The sequence below is a fragment of the Collinsella sp. LCP19S3_B6 genome (assembly GCF_052121815.1).
GTDB lineage: Bacteria > Actinomycetota > Coriobacteriia > Coriobacteriales > Coriobacteriaceae > Collinsella.
This window is the reverse complement of sequence record NZ_JBQKDN010000007.1, coordinates 37,671-57,292: the sequence shown is the minus strand read 5'-3', so window position 1 is coordinate 57,292 and position 19,622 is coordinate 37,671. Positions and strand designations below refer to the sequence as shown.

Here is a 19,622-nt window from a genome sequence, read left to right as displayed (position 1 = left end):
GCGACCGCCCCGGGAGCCGCCCGCGGCCGGGCACGCGAGGGAGCCTCGAGACGAAAGGAGCTCGAGGACGACCATGACCAAGAGCACTAGCAGGAGCCAGGTGAGGCTCATAGCATCGACCAACGCGATATTCGGAGCCGACGAGGCTTGCGCGATGCTGCGCATCAGCCGCGACGCAATGTACCGGCTCGCCAAGGACCCCGACGACCCGTTCCCGATCCGTTACATCGGCGGCAAGACGCGCGACGGCATCGTGCTGCACGACGAGCTCGTCGCATGGGTCGAGCGCAACAGCGTCGTCGGCTCGCCCAGAAGGGGCTAGCGCCGATGGCGGCCGCAGGCCCGAGGGGGCGCGACGGCCCCTCCCCGCGCGAGTTCACGACGGTACGGCACTTCATGATGGCGGACCTGGGCCTCTCCGGCCTTCCCCTGCTCGTCTACGCGCGCATCTTCGGCTTCTGCGACGCCGGGTGCGGCTACTTCGAGAGCAAGGGCGGCCTGGCCCGATTCCTCAACGTGCAGGAGCGCAGCGTCCACCGCGCCATCCGCGACCTGCTCGACCAGGGCCTCATCGAGGAGTGCGGCGTGCACGCCCCGGCGCGCGGGCACGCCACCAAGCGGTACCGCATCGTGCGCGAGAGGCTGCCGCCCGGAGCGCTGGCAACCCCTGGCGATTCGTCAGGGTTCCAGGTGCAAAAGGGTGACGAAATGACAGGGCTCGGCGCGAACAAGGATGACGAACCGTCAGGGTTCGCAGCCCGAACCCCTGACGAGATGTCAGGGAAACCCCTGACGATATGCCACCCAATAAGCAAAAGGGATAACAAGGACTTCAGAAGATAAGGAAGGGGCGCCCGATGGACCGAGCGGGACTCATCACTCTGGAGCAGGCCCGGGCTGCCGGGCTCTCCTTCGACGAGCCGGAGCCGAGGGCGTGCCCGCACTGCGGCGCCGCCCTCGATCCGCTCGGCGCGGCGCTGGCGGGCAGGGTCGCCTGGGTCTCCGCCGTCCCCTGCCCGTGCGAGGGCGCAACCCGCGAGCGGGAGGCCGAGGCGCGAAGGTGCGCGGCCCTCGCCGCCGAGGAGGAGGCCGCCCGCCGGGAGAAGACGCTCTCGCGCGCGGGCATCCCCAGGCGCTACTGGGCCGCCGAGGCCGACCGCCCCGAGTTCGCCGAGTACATCGCCTCGTTCGCAGGCAACGGGGGCGCCGGACTCTACATACACGGGGGTGTCGGCGCCGGCAAGACGCACGCCGCCTCCGCCATGGCCAGACTGTTCGCCGAGGCGGGCTACGAGGTCGCATTCACGACGGCCAAGGGCATGCTCGAGCGCGTGAAGGCGACGTTCGACGAGGGCGGCACCGAGGCCGCCGTCGCGCGGTACGCCAAGTGCGACGTCCTCGTGCTCGACGACCTCGGCAAGGAGGACGCGACCGAGTGGTCCGTCGGCACCGTGTTCAGCGTGCTCGACACGCGCTACGAGGACATGCGCCCGACCATCGTCACGTCGAACTACGCGCCCGGCGCGCTGGCGGACAGGCTCGCGAGGCGCGGCGAGCGCGTCACGGCAGAGGCCATCGCGAGCAGGATCTCCCAGACCTGCAGGCCCGTCTACCTGGGCGGAAGGGACAGGCGCCGGCGCGCCTGACCTGTGCGATTCCCGTGGAGGCGCGGACGGCTCGACCCAGCTCGACCCATCGCGGGCGGCCCCGCCCTATGCCGCAATCGAAATCGCTATACACGTCTTGGGCGGCGCCGACGCGCCAGCACGCACGCCTGCTCCGACTCGCACCGTGCCCCCATCGCGAGGACGCCGCCCGCCAAGCAACAAACGAAAGGCGGAGGGCCCATGGACGGCTTCGAGAGGATAACCGGCCGCGAGCATGAAGGGCTCGTGGAGAAGTGCCAGGAGAACGGCTGGCTCAAGGTCGGCGGCTTCGACTGGCAGGACGACCCGTTCCTCGAGGAGTACCCCTACGAGTTCTCCCGCACGGAAAGCCTCGACAGGCTCCGCGAGGCGCTCGGATCGGGCAACTGGGCCATACGCCAGGGGTTTTGCTACCGCGACCTCGCGTTCATCCAGCAGGTGAACGGCGGCGACGAGTGGTGGACGCTCAAGCGCGACGGCGATGCGTGGACCGGCTTCGAGAGCTGGAGCTTCGGCGCCATCGCCCAGGAGCCCGAGCGGTTCGAGCGCGCCATGCGCGACATGTGCGAGGCGACGCCCGAGCAGTGCCGCAGCGGCGAATGGGCCCACCTGCACGAGAAGGCGCCCGAGCCGCTGGCGCAGCGCGCCGCGTCCGCCCGCGAGGCGAGCCGCGCGCACGCCGAACAGGAAGCCCGCGCTCCCATGGCGCGAGAGAGGGCCGTCGGGGCCGAATAGGGACGACCGGGGCGCGAAGGCGCCCCTTTTTTCATCTCGACTGGAAGGGAGGCGCGGGATGGCGAGCGACTACGGGGACGAGGCGGGCGGCAAGCTGCTCGACTGGATGCTTAGGATCGGCCAGGAGGCCGGAGCCGAGGCCATGGCGCGCAGCGCGAGGGAGCTCTCGGAGCGCCTCGCGGGAATCCGCGGGACCATCTCCGGCGGGCGCGCCGAGCAGGTCGCGGCCGAGGGCGCGCCGACCTACGCGAAGCTCAGCCTCGAGGAGCTCTCGGGGCTTCCCGAGTACGCGACGATCAAAGAGGTCGTCTCCGACAAGCTGCGCGCCGCGTCGGTCGAGCACCACATCATCCCAGGCGAGGGCCGCGACTGGCTGCTCTTCAAGGTGGAGGACGCGCCCGAGGTCGACGAGGCCTTCCGCCAGCTCGAGCAAGAGACCGGCAAGGCCGCCGAGCGCGCCAGGGAGCGGCTCTCCGAGATAGCCGAGAGGCGCCAATCACCCGAGCGGCTGGCCGAGCGCGCCGAGCGTGCGCGCGAGGCGTCGAGGGCCCACAGCCAGGGCCTCGGACGGGACCGCGGCCCGCGCCAGATCGAGGGGCCCGAGAGATGAGGTGGCAGGCGGCGGCCGCGCTGGCCGCGGCGGCGTTCGGCGCGGGAGACTTCGCGGCCGCGGCGATTGCGGCGTCGGGCGCGAACCCGATCCTCGACCCGGAGGCCGCAATGGCGGCGATCCCCGCGGCGCTCCGCGCGGGACGCGCCTTCTCCGCGGAGACGCTTCCCCTGTGCGCGGGGACGGCCTGCGCGTGCGCGGCGCTCGTCGCCTGGACGCGCTCCCTGGGGTCCAAAGGCGCCCGGCGCGACGGCGAGGAGCACGGGAGCTCCAGGTGGGCCACGCGTAAGGACATCGCGCCCTTCGGGGACCCCAAGGACCCCGACAACAACATCATCCTCACCGACAACGCGCGCATCCGCCTCGTGAGCCGCAGGTTCGACCTCTCCACCGACACCAACGACAACGTGCTCGTGGTGGGCGGCCCGGGTACCGGCAAGACGCGCTACTACGTCAAGCCGAACCTCCTGCAGGCCAACGCCAGCTTCTTCGTGACCGACCCGAAGGGCACGCTCATCCGCGAGATGGGCGGCGCGCTGGCGGAGCTCGGGTACGAGATCCGCGCGTTCGACACCATCGACTTCTCGCGCTCAATGCGCTTCAACCCCATAGCCTACATACGCGACGAGGCGGGCGTCATCCGCTTCGCCCGCGGCATCGTCGCCAACACCGAGGGCGAGGCCGACCACAAGGGCGACCCCTACTGGGAGAAGGCCGAGCGGCTGGTCTACACCGCTCTCACGGCCTACCTCGTCATGCACTGCGAGCCCGCCGACAGGAACCTCGACGGGCTGCTCACGCTGCTATCGCTCGCCGACGCCCGCGACGACCCGGGCTACATGAGCCCGCTCGACATGGTGTTCCGCGAGCTGGAGACCGGCGAGCGCTACGTGAGGCGCGGCGGCGCTTCGGCGGAAGGCTGCGGTTCGCTACGCGGCTTCGCCGAAGAAGAAGGCGCGTGGGAGTGGGTCAAGGTCCGCGAGCCGGCACCGCCCGACGACTTCGCGCTCGCGAGCTACCGCGAGTTCCGCGTCGCCGCCGGCGACACCATGAAGTCGATGCTCTCGAGCTGCAACGTCCGCCTGAAGCCGCTTTCCATCCGCGCCGTGCGCGACCTCACCTCCGAAGACGAGCTCGACCTCGCCCATATGGGCGACGAGGGCGCCAAGGTCGCGCTCTTCGCGTCCATGAGCGACACAGACTCGACCTTCGACTTCCTGTTCGCCCTGCTCATGGACACCGCCGTGAGCGCGCTTTGCGCCGAGGCGCTCAAGGCGCACGGCGGATCGCTGCCCACGACGGTGCACTTCGTCTTCGACGAGTTCGCCAACATCGGGCGCATACCCGACTTCGAGCGGACCATCGCCGTCACCCGCAGCAGGAACATCGCCGTCTCGATGATCGCCCAATCGCTCTCGCAGCTGAAGGAGACCTACGGCGACAACAACGCCGAGACCATCGTGAACGCCTGCGACACGCTGCTCTACCTAGGCGGCAAGGCCAACGAGACCAACGAGGAGATCAGCAAGATGGCCGGCAAGCAGACGGTGGCGAGCGAGACGCAGAGCGACTCGCGGGGCGCCGGCTGGACCCGGACCGTAAACCGCGGCATCTCCGAGCGCGACCTCATACAGCCCGCCGAGGTGGCGCGCATGCCGCGAGAGGACGCGCTCGTGCTCGTGAACGGATGCATGCCGCTCATGGACCGGAAGTACCGACTCGAGCGCCATCCGCGCTCGCGCCTGCTCGAGGAGGCCGCGCGCCGCGGCCCATTCGACTTCGCAGAGTACCGCAGGCGGAAGGAGGGCGACTCGTGACGGGGCCGCGGAGGGCGCGGGCCTCCCCCGCCGCGGGGGAGGAACAGCAAGGAACATCGTCAACCGAAAGCAAAGGAGAGCAGCATGCTCGCAAACGTCATCAAGCTCGTGTCGGGCTGCGTGACCTTCCTCGGCGGCTTCCTGGTCGTGTGGGGCGCGGTCTCGCTCGGCCTGGCCATCAGGGAGCAGCAGGGCGGCCCGCAGATCGCGACCGCCATTTCCACCATCGCCGGCGGCGCGATCATCATCGCCGCGTCGGTCTACTTCGGGCAGCTGGACACGTCCTGGCTGCCGGCATAGGGGGCGTCGCGAATGGCGCTCCGGATACCGGTGCAGAAGGACATCGGGGAGTACGAGGAGAAGATCGTCGGGAAGATGAGCCTGCGCACGCTCGCATGCGTGTCGCTCGGCTTCGGCAGCGCCGTCGGGGCGGCGGCCTTCGTCCACCTGGGCCTGCGCGCAGACGTCGCGGACGCGGCCTTCCCGATCATGCTCTGCAGCATGCCGTTCTGGCTCGCCGGGTTCTGGCGGCCCTTCGGCATGCGCGCCGAGGAGCTGCTGCCGCTCCTGACGGCCCACGAGCTCTCCCCGCAGCTGCTCGCGTACGAGCCCTGCCTCGCCGGGAGCCTCCCCGAGGGCTCGCCGCGCCCGGGCCGCCCGGGGCGGCGCGCGAGGCGCAGGGCCAGGAAGAAAGGAGTCGAGCTCTATGAGCCGAGCAAGAACCAACAAGGAGAATAGGCCGAAGCGCCCGAGCACCCTCGGGCTGCTCCTCGGCGGCACGGGCGGGCGCAAGGACGCCTCGAAGGGCGCGGAGGCCGAGCGGCAGAGGCGCCGCCGGGAGCGCGACCGCTCGCGCGAGATGGCCGCCTACGTCGGCTACGACGCCATGTACAAGGACGGCATCGCACAGGTGATGCCCGGGGTGTTCAGCCAGACGGTCGAGTTCTCCGACATCAGCTACCAGTCCGCGCGCAAGGAGGCGCGCGAGACGGCCTTCACCGTGATGAGCTCGCTGTTCAACTACTTCCCGGCGGACTCCCACGTGCAGCTCCAGGTCGTGAACGCGCCCATCCCCGCCGACGAGGTCGGCCGCAAGGTCTTCTTCGAGCCCGGGGAGCGCGCCACCGCCGGGCTCGCCGAAGAGTACAACAGGATCCTCAACGACAAGATGCGCGAGGGCGTCTCGAACCTCGTGCGCCACCGCTACCTGACCTACGCCGTGGGCGCCGACGACGTCGACGCCGCGGTGCCCAAGCTCGCGCGCATACGCGGCGACGTGGAGCAGACCCTCGCGCGCATACGCTGCTCGTCGCGCGCCCTCGACGGCGCCGAGAGGCTCGAGCTCTTGCAGGGGCAGCTGCGCCCGGGGTCGCGCTTCGAGTTCTCCTGGGACAAATTGTCCCCGACGTCGGGCGCGCGGACGAAGGACTTCGTCATGCCCTCCACGCTCGACTTCAAGCCCGAGGGCAGGTCGGACTGCTTCCGCAGCGACGGGCGCTACGGCGCGGTGCTCGCCGTGCGCAGCTTCGGATCGGTCATCGAGGAGACCTACCTCGCCTCCATCATCGACCTGCCGCTGCCGCTCAACGTGACGCTCCACGTGCAGCCAATCGCGCAGAGCGAGGCGCTCGCGCTCGTGAAGCGCCAGATCGACTGGATGGACAAGGAGATCATCGACGAGCAGATGAGCGCCGTGAAGAAGGGCTACGACTACCAGATCCTGCCGCCCGAGCTGCGCTTCTCGAAGGAGGAGGCCGAGGAGCTGCTCGACTTCCTGCGCAACAAGTCCGAGCGCCTGTTCGTCTACACGGGCCTCGTCTACACCTGGGCCGACAGCCTCGAGGAGCTCGACCGCCGCGTGCAGCAGGTGACGAGCGTCGCGCAGGGCTGCACGATCGGCCTCGAGCCGCTCCACTTCCGCCAGCGCCAGGCGCTCAACTCGGTGCTCCCGCTCGGGGACAACCACGTCACCGTGAGCCGCTACCTCACCACGGGGCAGGTGGCGATGCAGATGCCCTTCGCCAGCCAGAGCCTCGACGAGGCGGGCGGAGGCTACTACGGGCAGTCCAAGGAGAGCGGGAACCTGGTGCTGTGCGACCGCAAGCGCCTGGCGAGCCCCATGGGATTCGTGTGCGGCAAGCCAGGCTCGGGCAAGAGCTTCTCGGTTAAGCGCGAGATAACCAACACCGTGCTCGCGCACCCCGAGGACGAGGTCGTGATCTTCGACCCCGCCGGCGAGTACGGCAACCTTGTCGGCGCGCTCGGCGGCGCGAACGTCGAGCTCGCCCCGGGATGCTCGGCGGTGCTCAACCCCCTCGACACCGCCGACGTCGCGGACCGCGCCGACGCCGCCAAGCTCGCGTACAAGACCGACGCGGTGCTCGCGCTCTCGAGCGCGCTCATGGCCGAGGGCCGCGAGGGCCTGCCGGAGCGCGACCGCTCGATCATCGCGCGCTGCGTCGGCGAGGCGTACCGGGAGTGCGCGAGGGACGGCCGCCTGCCCACGCTCGGCGACTTCCACGCGGCGCTGCTCGCGCAGCCCGAGCCCGAGGCCGCCGACATCGCGCTGCGCTACGAGCGCTACGTGAAGGGCGCCTTCTCCTTCTTCAACGGACAGAGCAACGTGGCGCTCGACAACCGCATCACCAACATCGACATGCACGGCCTCGGCCAGAACATGCGCGTGTTCGGCATGATCACGGCGCTCGAGATGGTGCGCAACCGCGTGATGGTCACGCCGCCGCGCCCCAACTACACGTGGCTCTACATCGACGAGGTGCAGAGCCTCTTCGCGCACCCGACGGTGGTCGAGTACTTCGCCCGCCTGTGGCGCGAGGGGCGCAAGTTCGGCCTCATCTGCACCGGCATCAGCCAGAACACGAGCCACATGCTGGCCAACGCCGAGGCCCGCGACATGGTGCTCAACTCCGAGTTCTTCCTGCTGCACAAGCAGTCCACCGCCGACCTCGACGCATGGGCGGAGATGCTCCAGCTATCCGCCACGGAGCGCGGCTACATCGGCGACGCCGTCAAGCCCGGCGAGGGTCTGCTCATCAGCGCCGGGATCCGCGTGCCCATCACCGACGACTTCCCGAAAGGCTCGCTCTACGACCTGTGGAACACCAAGCCCGCAGAGGTCGCCGAGCGCGAGATGCGCCGGGCGGCTCAAGAGGCGGAGGAATAGGAATGGCCGGCCCGAGCGAGGGCGGCGGGATGCTCGAGGTGGTCGGGGCGCAGCGCCGCGACGTGCTCACCGCGGGCGACGTCGCGGAGACCGAGCGCGACTCCCTGGGAAACGTCTCGGAGGGAGCCGGCCCGCTCGACGAGGCGGGGGGCCCAACCGCAACGGCGAAGGGGCGCCCTTCCAGGCCCGACGCGCCGGGAGGCGGGCTCGGGGACAAATTGTCCCAACCCGCCGGAGACCGGCGCGCGGCGGCAGCGATGCGCTCGCGCGTCGAGGCGGCGAAGCTGGCGATCGCCCGGGAGGCAGTCTCCCAGCTCGACGACTCTGAGGAGCTCGAGGGCGCCTCGGGCATGTACGACGCGGGGCATGCGGCCAAGAAGGCCGCGGGAGGGCTGCGGCAGAGGAAGGCGAAGAAAGCCGCCCGGGGCAGCCGCAAGGCGGCGACCGCGCTCGGCGCCCCCAAGGGAGGCGTGCGCAGCCCCGAGGCAGCCGGCGCGACCGCCCCGGCCAAGCACCAGGCGGCCCAGGCGGCGGCGCAGGCGTCGGGCGAGACGGCCCGAGCCGCAGGGTCGAAGGGCGCCGCCTCCGCGATCGCGGGCGCGGTCTCGGGCGCGGCGCCCGCCCTGCTCGGAGCGGTGGCCGGCATCGTGGCCTTCGTCGCGTGCGTGCTCGCCGTCGCGCAACTGCTGAGCGCGCTGTTCGGCTTCTGGGACGACGCGGCCTCCAAGCAGCGCCTCGAGGGGCTGCCTCCCTACATCACCTACGAGATGGTCGAGGCGGCGCTCGAGTGCCAGGAGGAGTACGGGCACCCGGCGGGCTGCACCATAGCGCAGATCATCCAGGAGTCCGGCCAGGGGGACCGCATGAGCCAGCTCGCAGAGCGCGACCACAACCTCTTCGGCATGAAGTGGTGGTCGGGCTACGCGGGCTGCCCGGAAGTCGCCGGCAAGGCGAACTGGGCCACCAGCGAGGAGTACGTGCCCGGCGAGCACACCCAGATCACGGCGAGCTTCATCCGCTTCACCGGCGACGCCGAGTGCATCCGCTTCCGCAGCAGGGTCTTCCTGCAGGCGGAGCGCTACTCGGGCAACGCCCTCATCCAGGAGGCGATCGAGAGGCACGACTCGGACAGGATGGCCGAGGGGCTCAAGGACGCCGGCTGGGCGACCGACTCGTCCTACGTCGAGTCCTTGAAGTCGATCATGGCGCAATGGGGCCTCTACAGGCTCGACTCCATGACGGTCGAGGACCTGAAGGACTCGACCGCGAACGGGAACGCGATCGTCGAGGCGGCGTACAGCCAGCTCGGCGTGCCCTACGTGTGGGGAGGCTCGACCCCCGGCAAGGCGCTCGACTGCAGCGGGCTCACGCAGTACTGCTACGCGCAGGCGGGCATCCGCATAAGCCACTACACGGGTTCCCAGTACGAGGAGCTCAGGCGCATACCGCTCTCGGAGGCGAAGCCCGGCGACATCCTCTACCGCTCGGGTCACGTGGCCATCTACATCGGCGACGACAGGTACATACACGAGCCGCGAGCGGGCGACGTGTGCCGCATAGCGAGCGGCATCGGCAGCTTCAGCTGCGCGCTCACCGCGAGATAGGAGAAACCAATGCAGGGAAAGTCAAGGGTCATGGCCGCCGTCGCGGCAGGCGCGCTCGTCGTGGCGATCGGCGCGGGCGCGGCGCGCTGCGCCATCGTCCCGCAGGAAGGCGCGCAGGATAGTCCCCAGGAGCAAGAGCAGCCCGCGTCTGCAGGCGCCGACGCGGCAACCGGGAAGGCCGCCATGGGCGTCGAGGCGTTCTGGAACACCGTGTGGACGGGAGCCGACGACCCGACAGCCACGCTGCGAATCGTCGAGGGCGCCATGGTGGAGAGCTCAGGCGGCACCGAGCGCGCCTGGTTCTTCTCGGCCGAGGAGCCCTCCGAGGCCGGCGGCGTTCTCAGCGTGCCCATCGAGGTTAAGGGAACCGGCGACAAGGCGGGAGGCCTGTCGCTCATCCAGGTCTCGGGCGGCGGGGACGCCCGCACCCTGGCCTGCGACCTCCTGACGCAGGCCTACGTGCCCCAGAAGGCGCAAGACGGAGCGTTCTCCGTGACCGGCACCGACGACCGCCTCTCCGAGGCGCTGGGCGCGGATGCCGCCGCCATCGAGGAGGCCGTCGCCGGGAAGGCGGCGGAGGTGTCCCCGCAGGCGACGGGAGCCACCTGGGACAAGGAGGTGTGGCTCGACTACGCCGGGAACGTCGCGTCGACGACCTTCACGCTCGACGACCCCGCCTCGACGGTGGTCACCGTGGTTTCGCACGGCGGCTCGCTGGAGGCGATGTAGCCGTGCGGGCGCTTGAATCGCGACGCCGAAGGGCCTTCGCCGTCTCCGCCGCGACCGCCTTCGCCCTCTGCGCGCTCCTGCTCGTCCCAGCGCAGCCGGCATACGCCGACATCGCCGGGGACGTCAACGAGTGGCTGTGCGGCCTCCTTCGCGACTGCTGCAACTGGATGTTCAAGGCGCAGACGGGCGTGCTCGGGTCGATCGGCGCGAACGGGATCCTCTCGGCCGACTTCGCGCACATGCTCACGAGCTCGAGCGACCTGACCATGCACGACGTCGCCCGCGGCGTGTGGCAGGTGGCCATCCTGCCGATCGGGTGCGGGGTGCTCGGCCTGGTCTTCACCCTGAAGCTCATCGAGATCTCCCAGCGCATGGACGGCAGCCAGAGCCTTCCCGGCGTCAAGGAGGTCGTCTTCCTCCTCGTGTTCTTCGCCGTGTTCCTGTTCCTCATACAGAACAGCTTTGACCTGATGGCGTCGATCTACGAGGTCTGCGGGCTCGCCATCGACCGAGTCGAGGCGCTCTTCGGAGCCGGAGGCGCGCTCGACCTGCCCGAGGTGTCCGTCGTCACCACCGACGACGACATCCCGTCGCTCATCGCCATGCTCGTCGTGAGCCTCATCAGCTGGGTCGTGGTGCTGGCGGCCTACGTCATCGCCCTCGTGGTCTGCTGGGCCCGCGCGCTCCAGCTCTACATCATGGCCGCGTTCGCCCCGATCCCGCTGGCGTTCCTCGGCATGGACGCCACGCGCCAGATAGGCGTCGGCTACCTGAAGAGCTTCGGGGCGGTCTGCATCGCCGGCGTCATCATCCTCGTTCTGCTCATATCGTTCCCGCTCGTGCTCGGCGGGCTCACCGGTGCGAACCCCGGGACGGGCACCCCGGCCGACGCGGTCGCGAACGGGCTCACCTATGCGCTGCAGTACCTGGCCATGTGCGTGCTGCTCATCCTGGCCCTCGTGAAGAGCGGCTCTTGGGCGCGCGACATCGTGAGCGGCTTCTAGCGGAAAAGCGAGGAAGGGGGCGGTCGCCATGAGATAGGGGCGCCGCGCCGGGGTACGCGTCCCGGCGGATGAAGACAAGGACCGATTGAAAACGAAAAGGAGGAAAGACATGGAAGAGAGGAAGAACGTGTACCTCTCGCTGCACAAGAGCTTCGTGCGCGAGGGAATCGAGTACACCGACCGCGCGACCGGCGAGGCCAGGACCTTCAACTCGGCGACCCTTCCCAAGGGCACCGTCGTCGACGGCGTGGACGTTGGAGGCTACGAGTTCAGCCCCATGTTCGTGAACGAGAGCCGATTCAAGGGGGCCGACTTCCGAGACATACCGCTGCTCGCGAACCGCGAGGTGTGGCTGAGGAAGACGGTGATGGGCCCGGACGGCCAGCCCGAGCTCGACGAGGGCGGCCGCGCGGTCAAGGACACCGTGAGGGTCATGCCGGCGCAGCTCAAGGAGGCCGTTGACGCAGGTCGCTCGCGCTACCTCGCGGAGCGCGCCGAGCACGCCCGCCAGGCGAGCCGCGCCGCCGAGCACGAGGCGCCCCGCGCACAGCGAAGCGTCGAGAGATAGGGAGACGGAAAGATGAACGCAGCGAAAGACTGCACCCTGCAGGAAAAGCTCCTCCGATGCGCCATGGCGCTCATCCTTGCCGCGGGGGCGCTGCTCGCCTCCGTGGCGGCCTCGCCCGCCTACGCCGCGCCGAGCACGGTCGACGTGTCCATCGGCGGCAAGATCCCCTACGGCGGCTTCGCCACCACGTGGATGAGCGCCGACGGCAACATCGCCTACTGCGCCGAGCCCTCGTCCCCGACGCCCGCGCCGGGCTCCTACTCGACGAGCCCCGTGCCGAGCGGCGACGTGACAGCGGCCATCTGGTACTCGTTCGGCTCTCCCGGCTTCGACGCGTCGATGTTCCCGGGCAGCTGGTACGACGGCGGCGGCTGGGACGACGCCAAGTACGCCGCGGCGAGCCATGTGCTCATCGCCTACGCCTACTCCGGGTCCGAGTCGGCTGCCACGCACGGCACGAGCGCCGAGTTCGCCTCCTGGGCGAAATCCGAGCTGATCGGCGGGACCTTCGCCAAGATGAAGGCGGGCGCCGGCAAGGTCTCCGCCGGGTTCGAGGCGTTCTGCGTCAGGACCGGCGGAGGCTCCCAGACGCTCGTGAGCTTCAGCTGGTCCGCAGGCGGCGTCAAGGTCGCCAAAGAGGACTCCGAGGCGGGCGCCGAGCCCCAGGGCGACGCCTCGCTCGACGGCGCGAGCTTCTCAGTCGTGAACGAGACCGGCCGGTACGTGCTGGTCGGCGGCAAGTACTATGCCGACGGAGAGGTCTGCGCCACGATCAAGACCGCGCCCGAGGACGGGTCGCACGTCGCCGCGACCGGCGCCGACGCACTTCCCGCAGGCAATTACCGCATCGTCGAGTCCGGCGCGCCCGAGGGCTACGACGCCAGCGGTGCCCCCGTCGCGTTCGCCGTGAAAGCCGGCGAGGTGCGCGACCTCACGGGCGACCCCGTGACCGACGAGGTCTTCCGCGGCGGCGTGCAGGTGACCAAGTCCGACAAGGAGCTGCAGGCGTCCGAGGCGCTCGCGGGCAGCGGCCACAAGGAGGCGCCTGGCGAGCACCCCGGCCTCGACGGGATCGAGTTCACCGTCACGAACCGCTCGGCGCACAAGGTCCTCGTTGACGGAGAGTGGCGCGAGCCGGGCGAAGCCGTGGCGACGCTGACCACCGCATGGAACGACGAGGCCGGCGCCTACACCGCGCAGACCGCGGCCGACGCCCTTCCGTACGGGACCTACGACGTGCGGGAGACGGCGACGAACGGGAGCTACCTGCTGACCGACGGCGAGCCCCGCACCTTCGAGGTCCGCGCCGGCGGCGAGATCGTGTGCGCCTCCGCGGACGGCGCCGCGCTCGAGTTCCGCGACCAGGTGGTGCGCAACGACCTCGAGCTCTCCAAGAAGAGCGAGTCCGACAACGCCGGCCTCATGGTCCCGTTCGCCATCGAGAACGCGGCCACCGGCGAGACTCACGTGCTGGTCACGGACCGCAACGGCGACGCGTCAACCGCGAGCAGCTGGAACAAGCACTCGAGGGACACCAACGCCAACGACGCCCTGCTCGGCCATGAGGGCCCGATTGCTGTCGCCGACATGGACCCGAAGGCCGGCATCTGGTTCTCGCTCGGCGAGGACGGTTCCTCGGCGCCGGTCGACGACTCGCTGGCGGCCCTGCCGTACGGCGCCTACACCATGACCGAGCTGCGCTGCGATGCCAACGAGGGCCTCGAGCTCATCACGAGGAGTTTCTGGATCGATCGCGACTCGACGGTCGCGAAGGCCGTGTGGATGGGCCTCGACGACCAGGAGAGCCCGCGCATCTCCACCACAGCAAAGGACGGGGCGGACGGCGACAAGGACGTCTCGGCCGACGCCGAGGCCAAGGTCGTCGACGCGGTGGCCTACGAGGGGCTGAAGGCCGGCGAGGAATACGAGCTCTCGGCGACCCTCGTCGACAAGGCGACCGGCGAGCCCGTGGCCGACGCCTCGGGCAAGCCCGTGGGGGCCAAGGCCGAGTTCGCGCCCGCGATCTCGACGGGCAGCCAGGACGTAGAGATCTCCTTCGACGCGAGCCTGCTCGGCGGCCGCGACCTGGTCGTGTTTGAGAGCCTTCGCAAGGACGGCGCCGAGGTGGCGTCGCACGCGGACCTCTCCGACGAGGGGCAGACCGTCCACGTCGCCGTCGAGGTGGGCACCCAGGCAGCCGACGCCGCAGACGGCGACCAGGTCATCGAGACCGGCAAGGCCAAGGTCGTCGACACGGTGGCCTACAAGGGCCTCGTCCCCGGCGAGACCTACATCGCCGTGGGCACGCTCATGGACAAGAGCACCGGAGAGCCGTTCCTCGACAAGGACGGCAACGAGGTGACCGCGCGCACGCCCTTCGAGCCCGAGGCGCCCTCCGGCACCGTCGAGGTGACCTTCGAGTTCGACACCGAGGGCCTGGCCGAGGGAGACGAGCTCGTCGTCTTCGAGAAGGTCCTGGACTCCGCCGGCAACGTCGTTGCGGCCCACGAGGACATCGACTCCGCCGAGCAGAGCGTCGTCGTGGACAACCCCGACACGCCCGAGGTGCCCGAGGAGTCCTACGCCAAGACCGGGGCCGACGCCCCCGACGGCACCGGCTACGCCGTGGCCGCAGGCATCGCTCTGGCAGCTGCGGCGGGTGCGGGCGGAGCGCTCGCGTACCGCAAGCGCAAGACGGCCGGCGCAAGCAAGGACGCGGCAGCCGAAGAGCCTGCCGACGAGCCGGAAGAGTAGCGGCGCCGCATCGATACCGAACCGGAGGCCCTGGGCGATCGCCCAGGGCCTCCCCTGCGAACGGGGGAGGACATGAACAAAGGGAAAGCCGCCACGGCACTCGCCATTGCCGTGGCGTTGCTGGCGCTGGCGGCGCTCGCCGTCCTGCCGCTGCCCGAGAGGAACCCGTACGAGGTGCACGAGGTGCCTGCTGCGGAAGAGGACGCGGCGATGGAGGCTCAAGAGACGGGAGGCGACATCGACTGGGACGCCCTTCCCGCCTCCGTCGTCGCTTGGGTGCGCGTGCCGGGCACGACCGTCGACTACCCGATCGTCCAGGGCCGGCCTGAATCGCCCGACTTCTACCTCACGCACGACGCCGGCAGCGAAAGATCAGCGTGGGGCGCTCCCTACATCGACGCCGGGTGCGTGCAGGGCGCCGAAAGCCCGCTCGTCATCGTCTACGGGCACCACATGTCCGACGGCACCATGTTCGCGCCGCTCGCGCAGTACTCGTCGCGCGACTTCGCCGAGGGGCACCGCACCATCCGGGTCTACACCCGCGAGAAGGCGATCAAGCTCGAGGTCTTCGCGGCCGACGTGGTCGACGCGAGCTCAGAGGGCAAGCGGACAGACTTCGCAGACGCGCCGGCGCTCGCCGCCTACCTCGGGGACAAATTGTCCCGGTGCGAGGTCGTCCTGGAAGAGCCGGCGGACATCGCGCAGGCCTGGGCCTTCGTGACGTGCAGCTACCAGACGAGCAACTCGCGCACCGTCGTCTACGCGAAGGAGGTGGAAGGATGGGATTCGCGCCCTTCGGAATAGGGCTCCTCATGGGGCTTCTCACGCTCACGGCCTACGCCTGCTGCGCAGCCGGCGACGACGATCGGGACTGAGCACGGCGCAAACAACAAGCAGCAACCAAACACAGCGCTCAAAGCCCCTCACAACGCGGCAACATCCATGCCTGTTGGTGTCCATAAGACGCCAACGCCCTCTGTCTGGTATGCGCCCGTCGCATACGGTGGGATAATTACGAATGAAGCAGATTCCACGCGAGAATTGCATCCCCTATAGAGAATGCAGCTCTCGAAACCAGGAGGAAAAGATGGACGACGAAACAGTCGATTCGGGCCATATGAAGAATAGTGGCCTTTTAGGCAGGTTGGCAGCTGGTGTTGCAGATGCCGCGGATGCGGGTGCAAAAGCCGTGAACGCCGGCGCCGAGGCGATCAAGGCCGGAGCAAAAAGGACCCACCAGGCATTCGGAGGCGAATACGGAGAGACATTCGAGGGGAACCTTGTCGCCGAGGACGGCTCGTACATCATGCCGGACCCCGCGCTCGACGAGCGAGAGTTCAACGAGATTCAAACCCTCGCGAAACGCTACGAGAAGCTCACCTCGCCCGGCGCCCTCGCGAAGGCCGGTAAGCAGATCGGCGAGGCGGTGCCCGCGCCCGTGAAGGACCTCGCCAATAAAGCCGGGAAGGCCGCGAAGGACACCCTCAATGGGTTGACCGAGCAAGAGCTTATGGCAAACGCCATCAAGGCGGCAGCGGAGGGATTCGGGGAACTCGAGAAGCAGGCGGCGAAGGCGAGCGTTAGCAGGGAGTACGTCATTTCCCGCATCAACGAGGGCAAGCAGGAGCAGAAGGTCTCCTCGCTCTCCGAGATATGCCTGCTGCGAGCCTACGATGTCGCCGCGGTCTCAGCGAACGAGAGGCTGCACCATATGGGCATAGCCCTCGTCGAGGGCGGAAGCACGGGCGCCGCGGGCTTCTGGGGCCTGCCCGCCAATCTCGCCCTCAGCATGCTCATCTACTTCAGGGCCGTCCAGTCGGTCGCCATGTTCTACGGCTACGACGTCAAGGACGACCCGTCCGAGCTCGTCATCGCGAGCGAGGTGTTCCAAAGCGCCCTCGCCCCCAAGGCGAAAGTCGACGCCGCGAGCGAGTACATCGGCAAGGTTCTCGTCTACGCGGAAGCGGCCGCAGTCAAGCAGACCGTGAAGAAGGGCTGGTCGGCGATGGTCGAGCAGGGCGGCGCCGCCCTCGCGATAGCCCAGATCCGCGCGCTTGCCCACGGCGCTGCCCGCAAGGCGGTCGAGAACGGTGGCAAGAAGGCGCTCGAGGCCGGGGTCTTCAAGAAGGCGCTCACCCAGATCGGGCAGAAGATGACGCTCGAAACCGTCGGGAAGATGGTCCCGGTCATCGGCGCGGGCTTCGGGGCGCTGTTCGACACTGCGCAGATGAAGAGGATCCTAGACTTCGCGGACCTCTTCTACCACAAGCGCTTCATCGTCGAGAAGGACCAGCGCGCCCGCGCCCTCGTGGAGAGGAGTCCCGAGCCGCCAGCGTCCGAGGACCCCGCGTACACGGGAGAATAAACCACCCGTTTAACGAATAAGGTCTCGTGCTCGAGCACGAGACCTTATCCGCTTTCCTGCTTTCCAAGGCTGCTTCCGCACGGTTTTCGCTTCCTCTTCTCACATCACCCACTTGAACACGGCGCGGAACAGCCAGACGAAAAAGCCCAGCGTGACCTTAAGCGCCGCCATGAGGAACCTACCAAGCCTCTTCATCGACGTCACCCCAATCTTCCTTGACCTTGCGGGCTCCCTCGTCGGCGCCCTCTTCCTTCTCTTCCGCGAGCAGCCTCGCCAGCCCGTCGGGCACGCCCGGGACCTCCGCCCTCCCCAGCGCGCGCTGCAGGTCCCTTATCTGCGCCTTCAGCGGTTTTGAGGGAGGGCCCACGTGCTCGCGGTAGCAAGCGCAAATTGCAGCCGCGTCGCACAGGTAGCCCCGCACCCGGGCGAACGCCTCGTCGCCGTCGAGCAGGACGCGGCGGGCGCGCCCGAGCTCGGCCTCCGAGGCCAGCATGAAGCGCCACCCGCGGGATCTGCGCGCGGCCGGGATGCCGTCCGCGGGCGCGTTGGCGCGCCAGTCGTCGCGCACCTGGTGCCAGTTCGCCGTGAGCCAGAGCCCCTTCTCGGGCTCGTCGCGCATCTCGAGCTCGAACTCCGTGAGCATGTTCGCGCCGGAGAACGGCGACCCCTCCGTGAACGAGAGCGTGTCGAACAGCGTCGTCCTGCCGCCCTCGTACTCTATCCTCACCATCATCTCCGGCCCCTCTCCCTGCGCTGGTCCCGCTGGGCCCGCTGTCGCTCGGCGGCGAGGATTCGCTGTTGCTCGTCCTCGCGGCGGCCGTCGCGAGAGTTTACTTCGGCAGCACCGCGCCCGCGATCGTCCCCGTAGCGGGTCTTGAGCGGCATGAGCCCGTTCTCGGCCATGTAGTCGCGCGCCACCTCGAGGCGGCGGTACCCCTCGCCGCCCGCCTGGCCGCGGCGCTCGAGCGTCGCCATCCTGAGACCGAATTCCTCGATGGACTCGACGTCGAACTTCGCGCAGGTCTCGAGCGCCGAGGAGAGCCTGCTCAGCTCCGAAAGGTCGTTGAGCTCGAGGGCTCGCTCGGCGGCCTCGCGGATGCGCGCGGTGCTCGCGTCCGTGGGACGGTAGGCGCCCTCGCGCTCGAAGCGGCGGCGGAGCATCTCCTTGCCGTAGACGAACCCCAGGCGCTCGCCGCTGACCTTCTTGGACGGCTCCTCGGCCAGGCTGAACACCCAGTCGTCCCGCCGCGCCTTGGCCGAGTTGTCGGCGACGTGCACGCCAAGGGCGTCGAGGATGCCGAGGAACTCCGCCTCGTCGCGCGCCGTGGTCTTGGCGAGCGCGACGCGTGCGCGGATGTCGCCGACCCACGAGTAGCCGCCCGAGCGCATGATCTCCTTCTCGGCCCGGCCCAGGTAGACGCTCCTGCGGCTTCTGGGCCCGCCCGCGCCGGCCCGCCCGCGCGCCTTCGACGGCGATTCGGGCGCCCGGTCGTTGGAGAGCCCCGACAGCCCGCGCTCGCGCGCCATGTCCTGCAGGTCGCGGTTGAGGTCCTCGGGGTGCTGGGTCTGCATGCGGTAGCCGGTGCGGAGGTTGGCGTTGTTCACGACGATGTGCGCGTGCGGTATGCCGCGGGCGTTGTCGTCGTGGTACACGATGGCGATCTCGTGGTCGCCGAAGTGCTTGAGCGCCCACGAGCACGCGAGCTCGCGCAGCGCCGCCAGGTCGATGTCGTCGCCGGGGTCCGGCGACAGCACGAAGTGCTTGAACGTGCGCGCGGGCTTTCCCCTCCATGGGGCGTCCGTGCCGAACGCGGCGCGCGTGGCGTCCATCTCGGCGTCCCAGGCGCAGGCCTCCTTGGCGCCGTCTCCCAACGCGCCGGCGTCGCGCTCGTCGTAGCTCAGGTTGAACAGGTCGCGCGCGAGGGCGCGGCCTCCCTTCTCGAGGTAGCGGCGGATGCCTCCGGTCGAGCCGTGGCCGCTTATCGGCTTCAGGATCGGCATGGCGATCCCTCCACGAGCGAGTCGGCCCCGATGCGCCCGAGCTCCGCCGCCATCTCGCGGGCCGCGGCGTTCACGTCGGCGAGCTCGCGCTCGATCGTCGGGACGCTCTCCGCGACGAGGTCGCGGTCGACGCGCCCGTGGCGCGCGTGGAAGTTGATGAGGTTCATCGCGTGCACGGCCTGGTTGTAGTGGTAGCCCCACTTCGTGAGCTCCCGAGACATCGCCCACAGGGCCCTGCGGTCCACGAGTATGCGGTGCTCGTCTCCCGCGTTGGCCTCCGTCGACAGCGGTATGCGCACGAGGTAGCGCAGGTACTCCGACTTGCTGAGGCCGGCGCGCTCGCACCGCTCGCAGAGCGCGTCGTAGTCGCCTCCCTCCATGCGGAACGTGACGCGGCGCTCCTTGCCTTTGGCGGCGCCGGCTTCCTCTTCCATGGCGGATTCCTTTCCTCGGGCCCGGCGGGGGGCGGGCGCGTCTCTCTCGGGGCGGGGGGGATCCCCCGCAGGCGGCGGCCCGGCCCGGGCGCCGCCTCTGGGACCGGGCCTCGCGAAAGCGGGCTCCCGAACGGCCTGCGGCATGACGGGTCCGAGGCCGCCCGGTCCCCA

19 protein-coding genes are annotated in these 19,622 nt (G+C 69.5%); 16 read left to right on the top strand and 3 right to left on the bottom strand.

What is annotated here, in order from left to right; translation table 11 throughout:
* The first annotated feature begins 73 nt into the window (after positions 1-73).
* The 16 genes from ACTQWD_RS04035 to ACTQWD_RS03960 all read left to right on the top strand — a co-directional run bounded on the left by ACTQWD_RS04035 (position 74) and on the right by ACTQWD_RS03960 (position 17,016).
* Positions 74-322: a helix-turn-helix transcriptional regulator gene (locus ACTQWD_RS04035; protein WP_071129839.1), complete on the top strand. Its 249-nt coding sequence runs from the start codon at positions 74-76 to the stop codon at positions 320-322.
* A gap of 5 nt (positions 323-327) precedes the next feature.
* Positions 328-843 (top strand): hypothetical protein, encoded by a 516-nt coding sequence (locus ACTQWD_RS04030; protein WP_441559320.1) that lies wholly within the window; start codon positions 328-330, stop codon positions 841-843.
* Positions 844-857: 14 nt separating this feature from the next.
* Entirely contained in the window at positions 858-1,646 is a 789-nt protein-coding gene (locus ACTQWD_RS04025) for an ATP-binding protein (RefSeq protein ID WP_441559319.1), read from the top strand.
* Positions 1,647-1,847: 201 nt separating this feature from the next.
* Entirely contained in the window at positions 1,848-2,381 is a 534-nt protein-coding gene (locus ACTQWD_RS04020; RefSeq protein ID WP_441559318.1) for a peptide ABC transporter substrate-binding protein, read from the top strand.
* A gap of 58 nt (positions 2,382-2,439) precedes the next feature.
* Entirely contained in the window at positions 2,440-2,991 is a 552-nt protein-coding gene (locus ACTQWD_RS04015) for a hypothetical protein (protein ID WP_441559317.1), read from the top strand.
* Positions 2,988-4,808, top strand: a complete 1,821-nt coding sequence (locus tag ACTQWD_RS04010) for a VirD4-like conjugal transfer protein, CD1115 family (RefSeq protein ID WP_441559316.1) — start codon at positions 2,988-2,990, stop codon at positions 4,806-4,808. Before ACTQWD_RS04015 ends, ACTQWD_RS04010 begins: the two co-directional genes overlap by 4 nt.
* A gap of 84 nt (positions 4,809-4,892) precedes the next feature.
* A complete protein-coding gene (locus ACTQWD_RS04005) occupies positions 4,893-5,108 on the top strand; it encodes a hypothetical protein (protein ID WP_006234636.1) in 216 nt (71 codons plus the stop codon).
* A gap of 12 nt (positions 5,109-5,120) precedes the next feature.
* Positions 5,121-5,546 (top strand): PrgI family protein, encoded by a 426-nt coding sequence (locus ACTQWD_RS04000; protein ID WP_441559315.1) that lies wholly within the window; start codon positions 5,121-5,123, stop codon positions 5,544-5,546.
* Complete coding sequence (locus ACTQWD_RS03995; protein WP_441559314.1) at positions 5,515-7,992, top strand: VirB4-like conjugal transfer ATPase, CD1110 family; 2,478 nt, start codon at positions 5,515-5,517, stop codon at positions 7,990-7,992. The genes ACTQWD_RS04000 and ACTQWD_RS03995 overlap by 32 nt, the downstream gene beginning before the upstream one ends.
* Positions 7,993-8,021: 29 nt before the next feature.
* A complete protein-coding gene (locus tag ACTQWD_RS03990) occupies positions 8,022-9,596 on the top strand; it encodes a glucosaminidase domain-containing protein (protein WP_441559313.1) in 1,575 nt (524 codons plus the stop codon).
* Positions 9,597-9,626: 30 nt separating this feature from the next.
* Positions 9,627-10,325, top strand: coding sequence for a hypothetical protein (locus ACTQWD_RS03985; protein ID WP_441559312.1), 699 nt, complete (start codon positions 9,627-9,629; stop codon positions 10,323-10,325).
* A 2-nt stretch (positions 10,326-10,327) separates the two neighbouring features.
* Entirely contained in the window at positions 10,328-11,329 is a 1,002-nt protein-coding gene (locus tag ACTQWD_RS03980) for a conjugal transfer protein TrbL (RefSeq protein WP_441559311.1), read from the top strand.
* A 109-nt stretch (positions 11,330-11,438) separates the two neighbouring features.
* Positions 11,439-11,897, top strand: a complete 459-nt coding sequence (locus ACTQWD_RS03975) for a DNA gyrase (RefSeq protein ID WP_441039011.1) — start codon at positions 11,439-11,441, stop codon at positions 11,895-11,897.
* Between the two features lie 12 nt (positions 11,898-11,909).
* On the top strand, positions 11,910-14,651 hold the full coding sequence (locus ACTQWD_RS03970; RefSeq protein ID WP_441559310.1) for a VaFE repeat-containing surface-anchored protein: 2,742 nt from the start codon (positions 11,910-11,912) through the stop codon (positions 14,649-14,651).
* A gap of 72 nt (positions 14,652-14,723) precedes the next feature.
* The gene (locus ACTQWD_RS03965; RefSeq protein ID WP_441559309.1) at positions 14,724-15,455 is read left to right on the top strand and encodes a class B sortase; all 732 of its coding nucleotides are present in this window, start codon (positions 14,724-14,726) and stop codon (positions 15,453-15,455) included.
* A gap of 283 nt (positions 15,456-15,738) precedes the next feature.
* Positions 15,739-17,016, top strand: a complete 1,278-nt coding sequence (locus ACTQWD_RS03960; protein WP_441038698.1) for an EcsC family protein — start codon at positions 15,739-15,741, stop codon at positions 17,014-17,016.
* A gap of 178 nt (positions 17,017-17,194) precedes the next feature.
* Here ACTQWD_RS03960 and ACTQWD_RS03955 read toward each other — a convergent pair whose 3' ends face one another.
* The 3 genes from ACTQWD_RS03955 to ACTQWD_RS03945 are packed head-to-tail and all read right to left on the bottom strand — an operon-like array spanning position 17,195 to position 19,451.
* Positions 17,195-17,749 carry a hypothetical protein gene (locus tag ACTQWD_RS03955; RefSeq protein ID WP_441559308.1) on the bottom strand — a complete coding sequence of 185 codons (555 nt, stop codon included), beginning with the start codon at positions 17,747-17,749 and terminating at the stop codon, positions 17,195-17,197.
* Positions 17,746-19,017 (bottom strand): relaxase/mobilization nuclease domain-containing protein, encoded by a 1,272-nt coding sequence (locus ACTQWD_RS03950; RefSeq protein WP_441559307.1) that lies wholly within the window; start codon positions 19,015-19,017, stop codon positions 17,746-17,748. The genes ACTQWD_RS03955 and ACTQWD_RS03950 overlap by 4 nt, the downstream gene beginning before the upstream one ends.
* Positions 19,005-19,451, bottom strand: a complete 447-nt coding sequence (locus ACTQWD_RS03945; RefSeq protein ID WP_441038692.1) for a plasmid mobilization protein — start codon at positions 19,449-19,451, stop codon at positions 19,005-19,007. The genes ACTQWD_RS03950 and ACTQWD_RS03945 overlap by 13 nt, the downstream gene beginning before the upstream one ends.
* Positions 19,452-19,622 lie beyond the last annotated feature (171 nt).

Coding starts and splice junctions, on each gene's coding strand:
- ACTQWD_RS03990 (WP_441559313.1), top strand. CDS start 8,022: ATGCTCGAGGTGGTCGGGGCGCAGCGCCGCGACGTGCTCACCGCGGGC.
- ACTQWD_RS04030 (WP_441559320.1), top strand. CDS start 328: ATGGCGGCCGCAGGCCCGAGGGGGCGCGACGGCCCCTCCCCGCGCGAG.
- ACTQWD_RS04035 (WP_071129839.1), top strand. CDS start 74: ATGACCAAGAGCACTAGCAGGAGCCAGGTGAGGCTCATAGCATCGACC.
- ACTQWD_RS03945 (WP_441038692.1), bottom strand. CDS start 19,451: ATGGAAGAGGAAGCCGGCGCCGCCAAAGGCAAGGAGCGCCGCGTCACG.
- ACTQWD_RS03965 (WP_441559309.1), top strand. CDS start 14,724: ATGAACAAAGGGAAAGCCGCCACGGCACTCGCCATTGCCGTGGCGTTG.
- ACTQWD_RS04020 (WP_441559318.1), top strand. CDS start 1,848: ATGGACGGCTTCGAGAGGATAACCGGCCGCGAGCATGAAGGGCTCGTG.
- ACTQWD_RS03970 (WP_441559310.1), top strand. CDS start 11,910: ATGAACGCAGCGAAAGACTGCACCCTGCAGGAAAAGCTCCTCCGATGC.
- ACTQWD_RS03975 (WP_441039011.1), top strand. CDS start 11,439: ATGGAAGAGAGGAAGAACGTGTACCTCTCGCTGCACAAGAGCTTCGTG.
- ACTQWD_RS04000 (WP_441559315.1), top strand. CDS start 5,121: ATGGCGCTCCGGATACCGGTGCAGAAGGACATCGGGGAGTACGAGGAG.
- ACTQWD_RS03950 (WP_441559307.1), bottom strand. CDS start 19,017: ATGCCGATCCTGAAGCCGATAAGCGGCCACGGCTCGACCGGAGGCATC.
- ACTQWD_RS03960 (WP_441038698.1), top strand. CDS start 15,739: ATGGACGACGAAACAGTCGATTCGGGCCATATGAAGAATAGTGGCCTT.
- ACTQWD_RS04010 (WP_441559316.1), top strand. CDS start 2,988: ATGAGGTGGCAGGCGGCGGCCGCGCTGGCCGCGGCGGCGTTCGGCGCG.
- ACTQWD_RS04005 (WP_006234636.1), top strand. CDS start 4,893: ATGCTCGCAAACGTCATCAAGCTCGTGTCGGGCTGCGTGACCTTCCTC.
- ACTQWD_RS04015 (WP_441559317.1), top strand. CDS start 2,440: ATGGCGAGCGACTACGGGGACGAGGCGGGCGGCAAGCTGCTCGACTGG.
- ACTQWD_RS03955 (WP_441559308.1), bottom strand. CDS start 17,749: ATGATGGTGAGGATAGAGTACGAGGGCGGCAGGACGACGCTGTTCGAC.
- ACTQWD_RS03985 (WP_441559312.1), top strand. CDS start 9,627: ATGGCCGCCGTCGCGGCAGGCGCGCTCGTCGTGGCGATCGGCGCGGGC.
- ACTQWD_RS03995 (WP_441559314.1), top strand. CDS start 5,515: ATGAGCCGAGCAAGAACCAACAAGGAGAATAGGCCGAAGCGCCCGAGC.
- ACTQWD_RS04025 (WP_441559319.1), top strand. CDS start 858: ATGGACCGAGCGGGACTCATCACTCTGGAGCAGGCCCGGGCTGCCGGG.